Origin of the sequence: Herbaspirillum rhizosphaerae (genome assembly GCF_046025915.1) — a bacterium.
In the GTDB taxonomy this organism is placed as follows: domain Bacteria; phylum Pseudomonadota; class Gammaproteobacteria; order Burkholderiales; family Burkholderiaceae_D; genus Herbaspirillum; species Herbaspirillum rhizosphaerae_A.
The window spans coordinates 39061-55222 of sequence record NZ_JAQQFR010000017.1; the positions used below are offsets into that span (position 1 = coordinate 39061).

Sequence of the window (16162 nt, forward strand, 5' to 3'; positions counted from 1 at the left end):
ATTTTTGCTTTATTAGGTGCTTTTTAAACTTTTTTGCACAGTTATTGGGAGATTTTTCTGTGGACGATCACAAAAATGGTGCCGATGCGCTCTTCATTTTGCTCGGCGCAATCATGATCCTGGCGATGCATGCCGGCTTTGCCTTCCTGGAACTGGGAACGGTACGCCGCAAAAACCAGGTCAACGCGCTGGTCAAGATACTTGCCGATTTTGCGGTATCGACCATCGCCTACTTTTTCGTCGGCTACTATGTTGCTTACGGCGTCAGCTTTTTCAGCGGTGCGGAAACGCTGGCCGCGCGCAGCGGCTTTGAGCTGGTCAAGTTCTTCTTTCTGCTGACATTTGCAGCCGCGATTCCCGCCATTATTTCCGGTGGCATCGCCGAACGCTCCAAATTTCATCCGCAACTGATCGCCACCGCAGTGCTGGTCGGTCTGGTCTACCCTTTCTTCGAAGGCATCGCCTGGAACCAGCACTTCGGCGTGCAGGCATGGATCAAGAACGTCTTCGGTGCGGAATTCCACGACTTTGCCGGCTCCATCGTGGTCCACGCGGTCGGTGGCTGGATCGCCTTGCCTGCAGTGCTGCTGCTGGGCGCACGACGCGGGCGCTACACCAAGGAAGGCGCCGTCGCCGCGCATCCGCCGTCGAACATCCCCTTCCTCGCACTCGGCGCCTGGATCCTCACGGTGGGCTGGTTCGGCTTCAATGTCATGAGCGCGCAAACCCTCGACAAGATGAACGGCCTGGTTGCCATGAACTCACTCATGGCCATGGCCGGCGGCACGCTGGTCGCGCTGATCATGGGCAAGAACGACCCCGGCTTCGTCTACAACGGCCCGCTGGCCGGACTGGTTGCCGTGTGTGCAGGCTCGGACCTGATGCATCCGCTGGGCGCGCTGGTCACCGGCGGCATCGCCGGCGCCATCTTCGTGTGGATGTTCACGCGCACACAAAACAAGTGGAAGATCGACGACGTCCTCGGTGTCTGGCCGCTGCATGGCCTGTGCGGGGCATGGGGTGGACTGGCAGCGGGCATCTTCGGTCTGAAGGCACTCGGCGGCATCGGTGGCGTGTCCTTCATGGCGCAGCTTTGTGGCACCGTGCTGGGCATTGCCATCGCCTCCATCGGCGGCTGGATCGTCTACGGCCTGCTCAAGAAAGCCATCGGCATCCGCCTTGATCCGGAACAGGAATTCGAAGGCGCGGATCTGTCGATCCACAAGATTTCATCGACGGCTGAGCGGGAGACCAGTTGGTAGTGATAATTAACAATAAAGTCTGTATGGAATCGCAAAATCTGTAAAAAGACTTGATACCGTGCTGATATTTTGGTCGCAAGATAAACTTTCCAAAAGCAAAAGCCAGCTGCTGGCTTTTGCTTTGAAACATCGATGATCATTCTGGCTAAGGTCTGCTTCCGACACTTGGTCGCTCAACTGCGCATCGTTGATTATTTGCTCAGCACATAATCAAATTTTCCCGGTTGCACGAGGAAGAACAAGCAGTCGGTGTCTGAGATGCACTCCGTCACATGCGACTCTTCACCGCGTTGAAACCAGTAGGAACCTACCGGAAGCGGAACCGCTTTCCCACCGGCTTGATAGTTGGCGCCGACACCCTTCAGCACCACGGCATAGTAGTCCTCGGTGTGCGTATGCGGAGCGCTCTTGAAGCCGGCCGGTGCGCGAACGAAAGTACCGTGACGTCCATTTGCCAAATTGCCATAGGCCGGACCTGCCTTGAGCTCCTTGCCATCCGACTTCACGCCGGTATCAACAAACTTGATGTCGCCGGCGGGAACGCTCACCGACGGGCCTTCGTGCACAGGCTTCTTGTCCGCAGCGCTTGCGGCTATAGACACACCGAAAGCCAGCCCCATTGCAATGATTACTTTTTTCATGTTCATGATAGTTTTTGATATAAAAGTGATGTTGAATGATCGTGACAGTCACGGATCATGATTGCCAATCGGCGTCGTGATTGATGAAGGTGAATATCCACCCACCTACCCACCCATCAGTCCACTCCGCGTTACTTGTTCAGAAGCCCGGCCACTTTGGCTACACCTGCCTGGGCGCAGACTTCGTCCTTGTCGCCTCCAGGCGAGCCACCCACACCGAGTCCGGCAATGGTTTCTTCTCCCACCTTGAATGCCACCCCGCCAGGCAACGCCGTGACATTGGGTGTGCTTGCCAGCGACTGAGCCAGCAGAGGCGGATACTTCGACAGAACACCGATATAGCCGCTGGTCGTATCGACATGGAAGATCGGTCCCATCGTCACGACCGTATAGGCCTTGCGGAAACTGCTGTCCTTGGTGTGAATCACCGCATGGTCACCGCGCAGAACGACTTGGGGCGTTCCCGACACATCGACAACCGTCGCAGTCACGTCGTAGCCGTTTGCCTTGCATGTGTCCACCGCCGTCTGCGCTGCAATAATCGCCGTGCTCAACGGCAGCGTCTTGCCGCTGACCGAGACCTGTGCCTGAGCCGGCGCCTGAGAGATCAGGGCGATAAGTGCCACCATAACGGTCAACGATGTGACCCCTACGCCAAGTTTTTCTTGTAGGCTGGCAGTGTCAAATCGGTTGTCCGATCTGCTGCCGGTGCCGCGTACAATTTTGTTCATGATTTTCATATTTCAGTTATCTCGCATGGGTTGATTTGAGCGGCAAAAGAGTCGATACACGAAACGCCTATTACGCTTCTTCCTGATCATCCAAGCTGATCGGTCGTCTTGTTTCGGTTGATCGCTTTGCCTGAAATGAATCATGCTCTGAATCGATTTAAAACAGAATCATGCAAATATGAGAATCATTTCTTCAAAAAATGACTAAATTGTGGGGATCTGCAGAGGGGAGCAGCCAGTTCATTCGTTCTTGGCCTGGCGACACCTGGGAATCAAGGAAGACGGCGCATGAGCTCGCCCTCGCAATGGCAAAGCAGGGGCCATGATCGCGTTTCGCCATATTTGACAGGGGGGCGCACTAGTACCTGAGGGAACCAGAGCTCAGATGGCCTGCAACGGTGTCTATAAGGTGCGTCAGAACGGGAGGGGGCATTCAATCAGAAGGAATGCGCCCGAATTCAGCCAGCAACTCCCGAAGTTGCGGTACAGCATAGTCAATGAATCTACGCAGCTTTGCCGGCATCGCTTCCCGGGACAGAAAAACCACATGAACCGGAATCGGTTCAACCTCAAACTCTTGCAAGACGTATTTCAATTTCCCTGCCTTTACCGCGTCGTGCACATCGTGTTCAAGGATGAAGGTCACACCGATGCTCGCGATAGCAGCATCAACTGCGGCATCCGGCGACGAAACGAGTAAGCGCGGTACATCGGGCACCGTGTATGTTTGCCCCGTATCCTGGCTGCGGTAACGCCATGGGGAGAGGCTAGGGCTGTCGAATACGACGCAAGGAAACTTGTTCAAATCCTCCGGCGTCTCGGGCAGGCCATATTTATCCAGAAGCGCCGGGCTAGCTACGGTCACCACCCTCAACGCCCCAACCCTCGTAGCGACCAGACTGCTGTCACGCAGATGCCCGACACGGATGGCTACGTCGGCGTGTACGTCGATCAAGTCAATGATGCGATCGGACTGCACGAGCCGGATTCGAATCTCGGGATACAACCCGAGAAATTGATTGATGACCGGCAGCACCCGCAAACGCGCAACCTGCACAGGCGAGGTGACAACCAGCTCTCCTCGTGGGGTCGTGAATTCACCAGCGGCACGCCGCTCCAATTCGTCCACGTCTTCGAGGATTCGCTTTGCCGCTGCGACATACTCAACGCCCGCTTCGGTCAACGCGAGCTTCCTTGTTGTCCTGATGATCAATCTCGTCCCCACCATCGCTTCAAGGTCGCTGACGTTCCTTGTGAGCGTGGGAGCCGATACATTCAATTTTCTGGCCGCGGCCGACAAGCTGCCTTCCTCAACCGAGGCCACCAACATCGCCATCGCTTCTAGTCGGTCCACTTGATGCACCTAGAAAAAATATGAAGAATCAATTCTAACCCCAGGTTGCCCGATTCAAACCAGGCCCCATCCGCCGGGACGGGACCTAGTTTGTCGCGACATAGTGTCGCTGCACATTAGAACTGTGTCAGGCCGCCATCGACCACCATTTCGGTTCCAGTGGTGTACGACGAATCGTCGCTTGCCAGGAACAACGCTGTCTTGGCCAGTTCCTCAGGGTTGCCGAAACGCTTCAGTGCCACCTTGTCTGTAATGTTGGCGGCGACTTGGGACAGCACGTTGTCGGGCAAACCGATCTTGCTGTAGAACGGGGTTGCAATTGCGCCCGGGCTGATGGCGTTGACACGGATGCCGAGTGGCGCCAGTTCGGCACCCAGGGTGCGAACCAGGGAGCGCGTTGCCGCCTTGGTGGCTGCCAGAATCGACAGGCCTGGATAACCGATGGTGTTCAGGAAGGAGGTCGTCACAATGACGCTGCCGCCACGGCTCATCAACGGAGCCGTCTTTTGGATCGTGAAGAATGTGCCCGTGAAGTTCAACGCGAGGTTGTCGTTGATGTAGTCCTCAGTGACGGAAGCGAGAGGAGCGACTGTGGTAGCGCCGGCGTTGGCAAAGACGACGTCGATGTGCCCGAACTGCGCACGGGTTTTTTCGACTGCACGTTCGATATCCGCTACCTTGCGGATGTCCGCCTGGATCAGCAGAGCGTTGCCGTTGAGCGCCTTGCCGGCTTCTGCCAGACGTTCGGCGTTCGAGCCAACCAGCACGACATTGGCGCCTTCCGCTTGGAACAGCTTTGCAGTTTCCAGTCCGATGCCTGATGTGCCGCCGGTAATAAATGCCACTTTGTTGCTGAGTTTCATGATTTTTCCTTTGAGTGATAAGTTGGATCGCAATGCAATGGCTGACGATGACCTCGCTTCGTCAACTTGTTGTGTTGAATGCCTTGCTTGGAACGAATAGTAGATCTCGCCACTTTTGAAGAGAATCCATCAAACTTGATTAATATCTAATCAAAATATGACGAAATGACCAACGCAGCTGGGGTCGAGGTCAATAGCGACTGGTAGGCAGGCAAGTCAAAGTTGTGGCTAGTGTGGCCATGACTATCTCCCAAAAAAATCCCTGAATTGGCAGATCGTAAGCGCGAAGACTTATGACGTAAAATGGTCTTATCTTAATAAACCATGAATTTTTATCATGCTTGATCGTATCCACTTATCCACCGTCCAAGAGGTAGAAAAGCAAGGTTCGCTGACTGCAGCCGCCGGCGTGCTCCATGTGACGCAGTCGGCGTTAAGCCACAGCATGAAGAAGCTGGAGCTGCAGTTGGGCACCGACATCTGGCTGCGCGAAGGCCGCAGTCTGCGCCTGACCCAAGCCGGGCAATACCTGCTGGCCGTGGCCAATCGGGTGCTGCCGCAGCTGACGTTGGCGGAAGAACGTCTGCAACAGTTCGCCCAAGGCGAGCGTGGCGCGCTGCGTATTGGCATGGAGTGCCACCCTTGCTACCAGTGGTTGCTGAAGGTGGTGTCGCCTTATCTGGCGGCGTGGCCGGATGTGGACGTGGACGTGAAGCAGAAATTCCAGTTTGGCGGCATCGGCGCCTTGTTCGGCTATGAAATCGATTTACTGGTCACACCCGATCCGCTGGACAAACCCGGCCTGGTGTTCGAGCCGGTGTTCGACTATGAACAAGTGTTGGTTGTCGCCGGCAGCCACAAGCTCGCCAAGGAAGAGTACGTCAAGCCCAAGCAGTTGACCAACGAAGTGCTGGTGACTTACCCGGTGCCTGTGGATCGCCTCGACATCTACACCATGTTCCTCGCGCCGGCCGGCATCACACCCAAGCGCCACAAAGCCATCGAGACCACCGACATCATGTTGCAGATGGTCGCCAGCGGACGCGGTGTGGCAGCGCTGCCGCGCTGGCTGGTGCAGGAATACGCGGACAAGATGGATGTGGTTCCGGTACGGCTCGGCAAGAATGGCATTGCCAAGAACATCTACCTGGGTGCACGCGAAGCAGATGTGGGTATCGATTATCTGCGGGCTTTCGTCGAGCAGGCGAAGAGGCCGGTCGTCGCTTGATCCGTACTGGCGTGCTGTAGCATTCCCGTTCCGTTCCTGCTGCGTTCCTGCTGCACACCGTGCTCGGGAGAGGATGGAAACGTAAAAGAAGGCCGCGCAGGAAAACGCTCAAACCGCGTTATGCGCAGCGATGTTGCGATATTGTCCTTTGTAATACAGCAATGGCTGCGTAGCGGCAGCTTCTTGCAGGCTTAACGCTTTCACTTCACCAATCACGATCAGGTGATCGCCTGCGGCGTGCTCGGCGTGAATTTTGCAGTCAAGCCAGTGCAGGCTGCCGGCGATGATGGGATTACCCAGCGGCGATTCCTGCCAGTCGATTCCATGCCACTTGTCCGTGCCGCGCCGAGCGAACTGGTTGGAAATCTTGACTTGCTCATCCGACAGGATATTCACGGCAAATCGACCTGCCTGGCGAATTTTGGGATAGCTGGCCGAACTGGACATGACGCTGAATGACACCAGCGGCGGACTCATCGACACGCTATAGAACGACTGGCAAGTGAAACCAATCGGCTCGCCGTCGATGTGTGACGTAATCACCGTGATACCGGACGCGTAGTGACCAAGCGCCTCTCGCAAGCTCAATGGCTCGATCGAAAAACCAGAGATTGACATGTTAAGTCCTCAATATTGGGCGCGGTTCGAAAGCGCCAGGGGAGGCCTGAAGTACAACGGTAATTTTTCAATCCACCACTTCAATTCCCCACAGCACTTCCGACCTTGGCTCAGACTAGTTCGAGAGTTCTCTTCGGATGATCTCTGCGCCTGCGCTTAACGCATTCAGCTTGCCTCTTGCGACGTGGCGAGGCAGCGGAGCCATGCCACAGTTAGTGCAGGGATAGAGCTTGTCGGCATCGACAAACTGAAGTGCTTTTCGCAAGGTATTGGCGACTTCCTCTGGTGTTTCGATGGTATTGGATGCCACATCAATGGCCCCGACCATCACTTTCTTGCCGCGAATAAGTTCAATCAAATCCATCGGAACATGAGAGTTGTGGCATTCCAGCGAGACGATATCGATACTGGATTTTTGCAGCTTGGGGAACGCTTCTTCATATTGCCGCCACTCGGATCCCAGCGTCTTTTTCCAATCTGTATTGGCCTTGATGCCATAGCCATAGCAAATGTGGACAGCAGTCTCACACTTGAGTCCCTCAATGGCCCTTTCCAAGGTGGCAACGCCCCACTCATTCACCTCATCAAAGAACACATTGAATGCGGGCTCATCAAACTGGATGATATCGACACCGGCAGCCTCTAATTCTCTCGCTTCCTGATTGAGAATTTTGGCGAATTCCCAAGCCAGCTTTTCGCGACTTTTATAGTGGCTGTCATACAAGGTATCGATCATTGTCATGGGACCTGGCAGCGCCCATTTGATGGGCTGCCTGGTTTGCTGACGCAAAAACTTGGCATCCTCGACAAAGACCGGCTTTTGGCGAGAAACAGCACCAACGACCGTGGGTACGCTCGCATCGTAGCGATCACGAATTCTAACCGTCTCACGCTTCTCAAAATCGACGCCGTCGAGGTGCTCAATAAACGTGGTTACAAAATGCTGGCGCGTTTGTTCACCATCACTGACGATATCAATCCCTGCGTGCAGTTGCTCTTGCAGCGACAAACGCAAGGCGTCTTGTTTGCCGTCACTTAATTCGTCACCTTGCAATTTCCAAGGTGACCAAAGTTTCTCGGGCTCTGCAAGCCAGGAGGGTTTAGGCAGGCTGCCTGCGGTGGAAGTGGGTAGCAATTTTTTCACAATAGATGACCTTATGTTTTTGATTAGTCAGAGAGCGTAGTTAGCGGACCATTGCTCAAGAATCGCCTGGTATGGTTTGATAAAGTTCTGCTCAACAAACCTGCCCTGTTCGATCGCCAGTCGGCTGCGTTCTTCTCGATCATAGACAATCCGGGTTAATGAATAATCCTGATTCTTCAAACTCGGTTGATAGGATTTCCCTGCGGCAGAATTCGCGTTGTAAATCTCAGGCCGGTAAATCTTTTGGAAAGTGTCCATCGTGCTGATGGTGCTGATCAACTCAAGATTGGTGTAGTCACCAAGCAGATCGCCGGAAAAATAAAAAGCCAACGGCGCGGCGCTATTCGAAGGCATGAAGTAACGAACCTTCAACCCCATCTTCTTGAAATAGTCATCCGTCAGGGAATATTCATCCTGCTGGTATTCGACGCCCAATACGGGATGCTGATTTTCGGTTCGATGATAGGTCTTGCTGCTCGATACGCTGAGACAGATCACGGGCGGCTTGGTGAAATGCTTTTTGTAAGTGTCTGAATTCACGAAGCACTTGAACAGCTTGCCATGCAGATCCCCAAAATTATCTGGCGTGCTGAAGCCGGACTGATTTGGCTGATTTTGCTGGCTTTTGGAATGCTCCAGCAGTAGCACGCTAAAGTCATAATCCCGCACGTAAGAGGAAAAATTATTCCCTACGATGCCTTCAATGCGCTCGTTGGTTTTTCGATCAACAATATTGGTCTTCAATATTTCAATCAAAGGCAGCGCATTGCCACTGTTTGCACCATCGACATTCATCTCAACGGAAATGATTTCAAGCTGGACCGTATAACGATCGCCTTTTGGGTTATCCCAATGTGCCAAGGCGTTGAAACGGTTGTCGATCATCCTGAAGGTGTTGCGCAGATTTTCTTCGCGACTCTCCCCTCTGGCCAAATTGGCAAAGTTGGTGGTGATACGCGTATTGTCCGATGGGCGATAGTTTTCATCGAAACAAATGCTCTTGATGGCAAATGTAAATTCTTTACTCATTGTGATCCCGCGTCCTAATTTGTGAGATGAATCCTGCGTCTATTTCTTGCTTTTTCTCACTCAGCAGTTTTTACACTGTGGATAATTAAGGCGAATCTTATGCTGATCGATCAATGAATAAAAATGATTTGATCTCATGAAACCATTAGTAATACTCATAAATGGTCTGCGCTAAGTTACGGAAATCTCTGAGGCCGGGTCGAGCAAGGCTATGTGATGTTCATCACGCACATCTAGAGCGATGGCGTGATGACTGAGATGTCGCTGACATGCGCGCCACCAAGTCTGGAAAGCAAAGACGCGAAATCAAGCCGATGACTTGTCCTTGATCTGCTCGTTGAGCACAGCACCCAGCATCTTGGACAAATCCGGATTGCCGCTGTCGTCGAGAAATCGTGCATCGATCTGCGACGTGTTGATATGCGCCACGCCGACGGAGTGGCAATTGCATTGACGCCGACGTATCGCGACGTGCAACATCTCGAGTTGACGCTTGATAAAGCCGGAGCCGACGACGACGTCGCTCATCGCCAACAACAATTGTGTTTTCAGATCTTTGCCCTGATTTGCAATGCCTGTGGCCGACGTTTTTTCCTGCCCCGACGACTGCACCGCCGAGACAATCCCGATGTCCTGATGCCGCCCTCGGGACAAGGCAGTCCGAAGAGCGGGATCCGACGCAGAAAGCAAACGCTGCAGCATCAACAGATAGTCGGATTTTTTGTCGCCAGCAGGTGCTTCCTTTTTCAGCGTTGTCGTGGCCAGCTCTTCCCCCTGCTTGCCTCTTGTCACATTGACGGTAGGAAGCGGAAGCCCGGTGCCATCATTGTCGGCAACATCGGCAACATCGGAGGCTGCCGCAGCCGCCAGATTTTTCGCCAGAACGTTGATGCTCACGCCTGTCTCATCGCCGACGGCAATCATCGGCATCCAGTTACCAAGCTGCTGCCGTCTGCGTTCGGCAGCTTCTGCGCGCGAACCGCGTCCGCGCACCTCCAACTCCTCAATGTAGTCGAGCAAGGTCTTGGGCTTTTTTTGCTGCTTCCATTCTTTCTGGTTGTGCAGTGTTGTACTCGCAGCATCAAGTTCCGCCAGGCGTTGCGCCTGCGGCGAGATTTGTACGATGGTGTCGATATCCTGAGTCGATACGGCAGGTAGCGGCGTGTCAGCTGGCTCTGTGATCTTCGGCGCAGATGAAGATGAAGAGGAAGACGTATCGTTCAGCGGCGTCTGACCGGCAGGGAGTCCAGAGATCATTTTATCTTCCTGGTTGCTGCAGCGTATCGGAGATGCAGAGCCATGTAGGAAGGCTCGTCGGAATGAGAATTCTGCCGTCGCTCTTTATGAATATATATTTTGCAGGCTAGTCAGTTTATCGTCAGCGTTTCAGAAATCTTTACACTTTTTGATGCGTAACTACGCAGAAATTTTATCCATGATAAATGTGTCGAAAAACCTGCGGCCACGTAGGTTGGCGAAGCTGAATGAAAAACATTTCGCCATGAAAAAAACCCGGCATCGCCGGGCTTTTCGCTGAAGAAAACTTATCGCAACGTATCGTCTCGCTATACCGGATCCACGTGCGTCATCACATCCAGCACATGATGCTGCTCCATCACCCGCTGGCGCGCAAGGGTGGCGATGGCATGGCCTTCGGTCACGGTCTGGTTGCCGTCCAGTTCAAGATGCACATCGACGATGGTCATGTCACCCATCTTGCGTGTACGCAGGTCATGCACGCCAAACACGCCCGGTGTGGCCAGCAACGTCTCGCGTATTGCCTGCGACTCTTCTTCGGACACAGCCTTGTCCATCAGATCATTCAGTGCACGCCAGAAAAACACGGCGCCGGTGCGCACGATCATCAACCCGACGATCAGCGCCGCGATCGGATCGAGCAAGGGAAAGCCGAGCAAGTTGCCGGCAATCCCCAACGCCACCACCAGCGACGACACCGCATCCGACCGTGCATGCCATGCGTTGGCGACCAGCATGCTGGATCGCACTCGCTCGGCGATACGCAGCATATAGCGGAACAGAATCTCTTTACTGATCAATGTCGCCAGCGCCACCCACAATGCCGTCAGATGCACAGTCTGGACATTGAGCGTCTGCAGTTTGAAGAAGGCCGACACCAGCATGCCGATACCGACTGCCAGCAAGGTGCCGCCCAGTGCCAGCGATGCAGCTGTTTCAAAACGCTGATGACCATATTGATGATCGTCGTCGGCCGGACTCCGGCTTTGCCATGCGGCAAACAAGACGACAAAATCCGCCACCAGATCGGACAGCGAATGTACGCCGTCGGCGACCAGCGCCTGCGAACCGGAAAATATCCCAACGATGATCTGCAGCGTGGTCAACACCAGATTGACGAGGATGCTGACCAGCGTGCTTTTGCGCCCGGCCTCGTAGCGTTGGTCTGCAGCGGTGGATCCGTTTTTTTCTATAATTAACATATTGACAATTCAGCAAGGGCATCCTAAACAGACCTTGTACTTAACGGCAATTTACAGGATGATCTTGCCACACAACAAAATCACATTTAAAGGAACCGGAATTCTTGCCGATTAGCTAAGCACAAGGACTTCCGAGAAATATCATGGAACAAACAAGGCCGCAATCGCTGTCGTTCAACTTCGACAGAGTCAGCGGAGAACTGGTCGCAGTGTTCACCCCGATTGAGGGTGTGCAAGTCCCCAATCTCGTGATTCTGAAACAAGCGCTCACTGACGGCGGCTTTACCAAACTCTATATCGACGAAGCGCAGGTCAGCGACTTTGCTGCCAAGGCCACGACTGCCAAAGAAGCATTTTCGCAAAAGATCGGCGAACGCCGCGACGGCGAATTCCTGCTCGAACTTTCTGAAGACTTCATGGAAGCCTACCTGACGCTGGTGCCGCCACAAGGTGGCCGTGCACGCGCGGTAGAAGTCGTCAACGAAATCCGCGCACGCGGCATCACGCACGGCATCATGCACGAAAAGTTGCGTGGCGCATTGAGCGCAGGCCATTGCTCCAAGTTACTGGTCGCTAAAGGTGACGAACCCATCGAAGGCCAGCAAGCGCGCTTTGAAAGCCTGCTGGAAGAAAAAGAAGAAGAACTCGCGGAAGTTGACGAAGATGCTGTCGTCAGCTATGCCGACCTCGGCCACTTGCTGCTCATCAATGTCGGCGATCCACTGATGCGTCGCATCCCGACAGTCGAAGGCGTCAACGGCGTCAACCTCAAGGGTCAGGCGGTTCTGGCAAAGCCGATCACTGAAATCACTTTCAACAAGGATTGTGTCGGCACCGAAGTCAAAGAAGACAATCCCGACCTGCTGGTGGCCGCTATCGCAGGTCAGCCTTCCCTCATCACCAACGGCGTGAAGATCAACCCTATCGTCGAAATCGAAGACGTCGACCTCAGCACCGGCAACGTCACCTTCTCCGGCACGGTCAAGATCAAAGGCGACGTCAAAACCGGCATGCGTCTGCATGTCTCCGGTGATGTGTTCGTGCATGGCACGGTCGAAGCGGCCGAGATCATCGCCGGCGGCAATGTGTTCGTCAAGGGCGGCATCATCGGCCACTCGGAAACCCAACCAGGCGTGACTACCTCGATCGCCGCGCGTATCAAAGCGGAAGGTTCGGTGCAGGCCCTGTTCGCGGAAAGCGCACTGATTGAAGCACGCCAGGACATCATGATCGCCGGCAATGCGCGCCAGTGCGAAATGATGGCAGGTAACGAAATTCTGGTCGGCAAGACCAACCCAAAACTGGGGCAGATCATCGGCGGCCGCGCGCAAGCCACCATGATGGTCAAGGCTGTGGCACTCGGTTCACCAAGCGCCGCCACCACCAAAATTCAGGTTGGTCTCGATCCCTATCTGGAAGAAAAGCTGCGCGCCAAGGAACAGGAATTCCAGAAGAAGCTGGATGAACTTGACCGCACCATCAAGCAGCTCGCCCACTACAAGCAAAATCCTGAAAAAGCCAAGAATGGCGTCGGCGAAGAAGCTGAGCTGAAACGCAAGTTGCTGGCACAGGAAGTCAAAGACCTGATCGCTGAACAGACAGAAATGAAAGAAGATCTGATCGCGGCCGAGTCGGCCCGCATCGTCGCCGTCAAGACCGTCTACGAAGGCGTGGAGATGCGCATCGGCCGCCAGGTCTGGCAAGTGCTCAGCGATCTTGGTGGTGGTACTGCCCAACTGCAAGGCGGGAAAATTTCTTTCGGCGGAAAGTAAGCAGCTTCATGGCCGATTTACCCTTGCTCGACAGCCAGCGGTTGCGTGCACTGGCGCAACACAGCGCTACAGTGACCACCAATTGCCCGTGCACTGAACCTGCACTCGCTGCATGGACCAGCACACCGCTGTCCTTCCCTGAGGCGCAATTGAAGGACATCGGCACGTTGTACGTCGATCCTTACGATGAACCCGGCTTCGCCGAGTATCACCCTAACGGCACGCGCTACGAATCTGCCGATGCGCCGATTGCGCCGCTCTACTTTCCTTATAACCGCTGTAATGTCGCTGCCTGCGAGGTGTGCGGCCGCTGTTATTTGCGCTACACCGAAGCCGGCGGCTATTTTGTGGATCGCCGCATCCGCGCGCTGAACCAGCCTGAACTGATTGTGGACGCCGCATTGCCTGGGTAATGTGCGGTTGTTTTCATTGCGGTTACTTCCTGCTTAGTTTACTTCGACTTTGGCGGCTGCATGCGCATGGCAGTCATGAGGCCGTACGCGCACAAGGATTCGACACCGCTGCGAAACGCCGCCACTTCAATCTGGCAAATACTTAGTGACCTTCCACTCTTGATGACCTTGCCGCGCGCGACGAAATACTCGCCCTGCGCAGGTGCCAGCAGATTGAGTTTGAACTCCGTCGTCAACACGTCTTCGCCCTCGCCGAACAAACTCATCGCGGCATAACCGCCCGCCGTATCGGCAATCGTGGCGCTCATGCCGGCATGCAGAAAACCGTTTTGCTGCCCAAGCTCCGGCCGAAAATCCAGTCTGATTTCCACCAAACCCGGTGTGACCGTTTGCAGTTGCGCACCAATGGTTTGCAAGGCGCGCTGCCGCGCAAAACTTTCTTCCACACGCGTGGTGAATTGCGCATCCGCTGCCTGCATGCTCTTGCCCGTCATCCTGATCTCCTTTTAATCGTTTTCAGCGATCTTACCGCAGACCTTACTTACCCGGCAGCGCGTGCAGTTCGCTCTCCATGAGGATCTGGAACAGTGTGTCGGCCGGCCGACTCAGGCGCTTTGCCGTCAGCGCGACGTATTCAACATCGGGAAATACCGGCAGGCTGGCGTGATTGAGCGGCAAGGTCAGCTCACGCGTGGCGAGATGCTGCGGCAAGATCGTCAATCCCAATCCGCCGCGCGCCGCCGCCATACAGCCGGCGTGGCTGCCGCTGGTGCAGACGATGCGCCAGTGATGGCCTGACGCTCCCAAGGTAGTGAGAATGGCCGCACGCGTGACGCTGGGCTCGGGCAGCAGGATCAGCGGCAACGGCTGGTTGAGATCCACCGTCGTCTCCGGCCGTGCCAGCCAGACCAGCGGCGTGCGGAACATGGCCTGACCGCGCTGCTCGCCGGGACGACGCTTGCCGACGATCAGATCGAGCTCGCCGTTGTCCAGGTGCTGGTAAAGCTCACCGGTCAGGCCGATGGTGATTTCCAATTCCACTTCAGGATGCTTGTTGCGGAACAGCGCCAGCATGTCGGGCAGCGGCCCCATCGCCAGATCGTCCGAGGTACCGAAACGCACCCGGCCGCGCAGTCGCGGTGCATTGAACTGCGCCTCGGCGCGGGCGTGCGCTTCCAGGATCAGGCGCGCGTGGATCAGCAGGCTCTCGCCGTCGGCAGTCAGGGCCAGCGAATGCGTATCACGCACGAACAGGCGGCGTCCGGTGCTGTCCTCCAGACGACGGATGTGATCGCTCACGCTCGATTGCGTGAGGCCAAGCCGTCGCCCCGCTTCGGTAAAGCTGCTGGAGGCGGCAACGGTGCTGAAAGTCTTCAGCCAGACGGGATTGAACATGGAAGCTCCTGAACTCGTCAACGCTGACTGTCATCGGCATATCCGATCACAGTCAACGCTATCAAAGGGGTTCCCGATGATAGCCGTTTTTTCTATCATGTGACAAAGGGCGGAATTATCGTTTTCATCCCGCCCGCCGCCTTTTTCCTATCCCTTCCTTACTGCCATGAAACGTTACCTTCCAGACACCTTCACGCTGATGCTGCTCAGCACAGTGTTACTCGCCACCTTGCTGCCGGCGACCGGCTCCTTCGAAAGCTTCATGCATCTGGCCAGCAATACCGCCATCGCGTTGCTGTTTTTTCTGCACGGCGCGCGCCTGTCGCGTGAAGCGGCGTTGTCCGGCTTCAAACAACCGCGTCTGCATCTGCTGACGCTGGCCAGCACCTTCATTCTGTTTCCGTTGCTGGGGCTGGCGCTGCAAGCCTTGTTTCCAGGCCTGCTGACGCCGGATCTGTGGCTGGGCGTGCTGTTCGTCTGTACCTTGTCGTCGACGGTACAATCGTCGATTGCTTTCACCTCGATTGCGCGCGGCAATGTGCCGGCGGCGATCTGTGGTGCTACCGCATCGAACCTTCTTGGCATCGTCTTCACACCGATTCTGGTGACCTTGCTGCTACATCGCCATCATGACGGCGGCGGTATCGAACAAGTCACCGGCATCCTGCTGCAACTGCTGCTGCCTTTCGTGCTCGGCAATGTGCTTCGCCCATGGATTGGCGATTGGGTCTTGCGCAAGAAGAGCCTGCTGGCCGTAGTCGATCGCGGCGGCATCCTGCTGGCGGTGTATGCGGCATTCAGTGCGGCGGTAGTGCAAGGCGTGTGGCATTTGTTCCCGCCGCAGCAGCTTGCGCTGCTGGTGCTGGTCAATGCGATTCTGCTGGGCGGCGTGCTGGTGCTGACTACTTTCGGCAGCCGCGCCCTGGGCTTCTCGCGCGAAGATGAAATCGTGCTGGTGTTCTGCGGTTCGAAGAAGTCGCTGGCCTCGGGCATCCCGATGGCATCGGTGCTGTTCAGCAGCACCGGCGTAGGCATCGTGCTGCTGCCGATCATGGTGTTCCACCAGATGCAGCTGATGCTGTGCGCCGTGCTGGCGCGCCGCTATGCAGAGCGTACTGACACCAAGGAAGCTGCAGAAGCCAGCGTGGTCGTTTAGTTTTTTCTCCCGCGCTTTCCCGCTTTCGTCCGCCGTTCATCCCGCTAGCAACGAAAAGCTACTGACACAATGGTGTCAGTAGCCCTCCGTCATGATG

At 55.3% G+C, this 16162-nt stretch carries 16 protein-coding genes; 5 read left to right on the plus strand and 11 right to left on the minus strand.

Annotated elements, in window-relative coordinates; genetic code table 11:
* The first annotated feature begins 59 nt into the window (after positions 1 to 59).
* A complete protein-coding gene (locus PQR63_RS21465) occupies positions 60 to 1262 on the plus strand; it encodes an ammonium transporter (protein WP_408169979.1) in 1203 nt (400 codons plus the stop codon).
* A 191-nt stretch (positions 1263 to 1453) separates the two neighbouring features.
* On the opposite strand, the gene PQR63_RS21470 is transcribed toward PQR63_RS21465, so the two are convergent.
* The 4 genes from PQR63_RS21470 to PQR63_RS21485 all read right to left on the minus strand — a co-directional run bounded on the left by PQR63_RS21470 (position 1454) and on the right by PQR63_RS21485 (position 4851).
* Complete coding sequence (locus PQR63_RS21470) at positions 1454 to 1909, minus strand: DUF4437 domain-containing protein (RefSeq protein WP_408169981.1); 456 nt, start codon at positions 1907 to 1909, stop codon at positions 1454 to 1456.
* A 125-nt stretch (positions 1910 to 2034) separates the two neighbouring features.
* A complete protein-coding gene (locus PQR63_RS21475; RefSeq protein WP_408169983.1) occupies positions 2035 to 2532 on the minus strand; it encodes a GlcG/HbpS family heme-binding protein in 498 nt (165 codons plus the stop codon).
* Between the two features lie 535 nt (positions 2533 to 3067).
* Positions 3068 to 3988 (minus strand): LysR family transcriptional regulator, encoded by a 921-nt coding sequence (locus tag PQR63_RS21480; RefSeq protein ID WP_408169985.1) that lies wholly within the window; start codon positions 3986 to 3988, stop codon positions 3068 to 3070.
* A gap of 116 nt (positions 3989 to 4104) precedes the next feature.
* The gene (locus PQR63_RS21485; protein ID WP_408169987.1) at positions 4105 to 4851 is read right to left on the minus strand and encodes an SDR family oxidoreductase; all 747 of its coding nucleotides are present in this window, start codon (positions 4849 to 4851) and stop codon (positions 4105 to 4107) included.
* A 337-nt stretch (positions 4852 to 5188) separates the two neighbouring features.
* Between PQR63_RS21485 and PQR63_RS21490 the strand changes: the two genes are divergently transcribed.
* Entirely contained in the window at positions 5189 to 6079 is an 891-nt protein-coding gene (locus tag PQR63_RS21490) for a LysR family transcriptional regulator (RefSeq protein ID WP_408169989.1), read from the plus strand.
* A 108-nt stretch (positions 6080 to 6187) separates the two neighbouring features.
* Here the strand turns inward: PQR63_RS21490 and PQR63_RS21495 are convergent, their stop codons facing one another.
* From PQR63_RS21495 to PQR63_RS21515, 5 genes are all read right to left on the minus strand, one after another.
* Positions 6188 to 6697: a flavin reductase family protein gene (locus PQR63_RS21495; protein WP_408169991.1), complete on the minus strand. Its 510-nt coding sequence runs from the start codon at positions 6695 to 6697 to the stop codon at positions 6188 to 6190.
* Positions 6698 to 6812: 115 nt separating this feature from the next.
* Entirely contained in the window at positions 6813 to 7841 is a 1029-nt protein-coding gene (locus tag PQR63_RS21500) for a methionine synthase (protein ID WP_408169993.1), read from the minus strand.
* A gap of 27 nt (positions 7842 to 7868) precedes the next feature.
* The gene (locus tag PQR63_RS21505) at positions 7869 to 8870 is read right to left on the minus strand and encodes a DUF1852 domain-containing protein (protein ID WP_408169995.1); all 1002 of its coding nucleotides are present in this window, start codon (positions 8868 to 8870) and stop codon (positions 7869 to 7871) included.
* A 306-nt stretch (positions 8871 to 9176) separates the two neighbouring features.
* A complete protein-coding gene (locus PQR63_RS21510; protein WP_408169996.1) occupies positions 9177 to 10127 on the minus strand; it encodes a hypothetical protein in 951 nt (316 codons plus the stop codon).
* A 308-nt stretch (positions 10128 to 10435) separates the two neighbouring features.
* Complete coding sequence (locus tag PQR63_RS21515) at positions 10436 to 11329, minus strand: cation diffusion facilitator family transporter (RefSeq protein WP_408169998.1); 894 nt, start codon at positions 11327 to 11329, stop codon at positions 10436 to 10438.
* Positions 11330 to 11472: 143 nt separating this feature from the next.
* Between PQR63_RS21515 and PQR63_RS21520 the strand changes: the two genes are divergently transcribed.
* The gene (locus PQR63_RS21520) at positions 11473 to 13101 is read left to right on the plus strand and encodes a flagellar assembly protein A (RefSeq protein WP_408170000.1); all 1629 of its coding nucleotides are present in this window, start codon (positions 11473 to 11475) and stop codon (positions 13099 to 13101) included.
* 8 nt (positions 13102 to 13109) lie between these two features.
* Positions 13110 to 13514: a hypothetical protein gene (locus PQR63_RS21525; RefSeq protein ID WP_408170002.1), complete on the plus strand. Its 405-nt coding sequence runs from the start codon at positions 13110 to 13112 to the stop codon at positions 13512 to 13514.
* A gap of 38 nt (positions 13515 to 13552) precedes the next feature.
* On the opposite strand, the gene PQR63_RS21530 is transcribed toward PQR63_RS21525, so the two are convergent.
* Positions 13553 to 14008, minus strand: a complete 456-nt coding sequence (locus PQR63_RS21530) for a PaaI family thioesterase (protein WP_408170004.1) — start codon at positions 14006 to 14008, stop codon at positions 13553 to 13555.
* 43 nt (positions 14009 to 14051) lie between these two features.
* The gene (locus PQR63_RS21535) at positions 14052 to 14909 is read right to left on the minus strand and encodes a LysR family transcriptional regulator (protein ID WP_408170006.1); all 858 of its coding nucleotides are present in this window, start codon (positions 14907 to 14909) and stop codon (positions 14052 to 14054) included.
* A gap of 166 nt (positions 14910 to 15075) precedes the next feature.
* Between PQR63_RS21535 and PQR63_RS21540 the strand changes: the two genes are divergently transcribed.
* Positions 15076 to 16065 carry a bile acid:sodium symporter family protein gene (locus PQR63_RS21540; RefSeq protein ID WP_408170008.1) on the plus strand — a complete coding sequence of 330 codons (990 nt, stop codon included), beginning with the start codon at positions 15076 to 15078 and terminating at the stop codon, positions 16063 to 16065.
* The last annotated feature ends 97 nt before the right edge of the window (positions 16066 to 16162 follow it).

What these genes read in the sequence shown, in the direction of transcription:
- PQR63_RS21540 (WP_408170008.1), top strand. Translation starts at nt 15,076, where the DNA reads ATGAAACGTTACCTTCCAGACACCTTCACGCTGATGCTGCTCAGCACA.
- PQR63_RS21475 (WP_408169983.1), bottom strand. Translation starts at nt 2,532, where the DNA reads ATGGTGGCACTTATCGCCCTGATCTCTCAGGCGCCGGCTCAGGCACAG.
- PQR63_RS21490 (WP_408169989.1), top strand. Translation starts at nt 5,189, where the DNA reads ATGCTTGATCGTATCCACTTATCCACCGTCCAAGAGGTAGAAAAGCAA.
- PQR63_RS21525 (WP_408170002.1), top strand. Translation starts at nt 13,110, where the DNA reads ATGGCCGATTTACCCTTGCTCGACAGCCAGCGGTTGCGTGCACTGGCG.
- PQR63_RS21505 (WP_408169995.1), bottom strand. Translation starts at nt 8,870, where the DNA reads ATGAGTAAAGAATTTACATTTGCCATCAAGAGCATTTGTTTCGATGAA.
- PQR63_RS21470 (WP_408169981.1), bottom strand. Translation starts at nt 1,909, where the DNA reads ATGAACATGAAAAAAGTAATCATTGCAATGGGGCTGGCTTTCGGTGTG.
- PQR63_RS21515 (WP_408169998.1), bottom strand. Translation starts at nt 11,329, where the DNA reads ATGTTAATTATAGAAAAAAACGGATCCACCGCTGCAGACCAACGCTAC.
- PQR63_RS21535 (WP_408170006.1), bottom strand. Translation starts at nt 14,909, where the DNA reads ATGTTCAATCCCGTCTGGCTGAAGACTTTCAGCACCGTTGCCGCCTCC.
- PQR63_RS21530 (WP_408170004.1), bottom strand. Translation starts at nt 14,008, where the DNA reads ATGACGGGCAAGAGCATGCAGGCAGCGGATGCGCAATTCACCACGCGT.
- PQR63_RS21510 (WP_408169996.1), bottom strand. Translation starts at nt 10,127, where the DNA reads ATGATCTCTGGACTCCCTGCCGGTCAGACGCCGCTGAACGATACGTCT.
- PQR63_RS21520 (WP_408170000.1), top strand. Translation starts at nt 11,473, where the DNA reads ATGGAACAAACAAGGCCGCAATCGCTGTCGTTCAACTTCGACAGAGTC.
- PQR63_RS21495 (WP_408169991.1), bottom strand. Translation starts at nt 6,697, where the DNA reads ATGTCAATCTCTGGTTTTTCGATCGAGCCATTGAGCTTGCGAGAGGCG.
- PQR63_RS21485 (WP_408169987.1), bottom strand. Translation starts at nt 4,851, where the DNA reads ATGAAACTCAGCAACAAAGTGGCATTTATTACCGGCGGCACATCAGGC.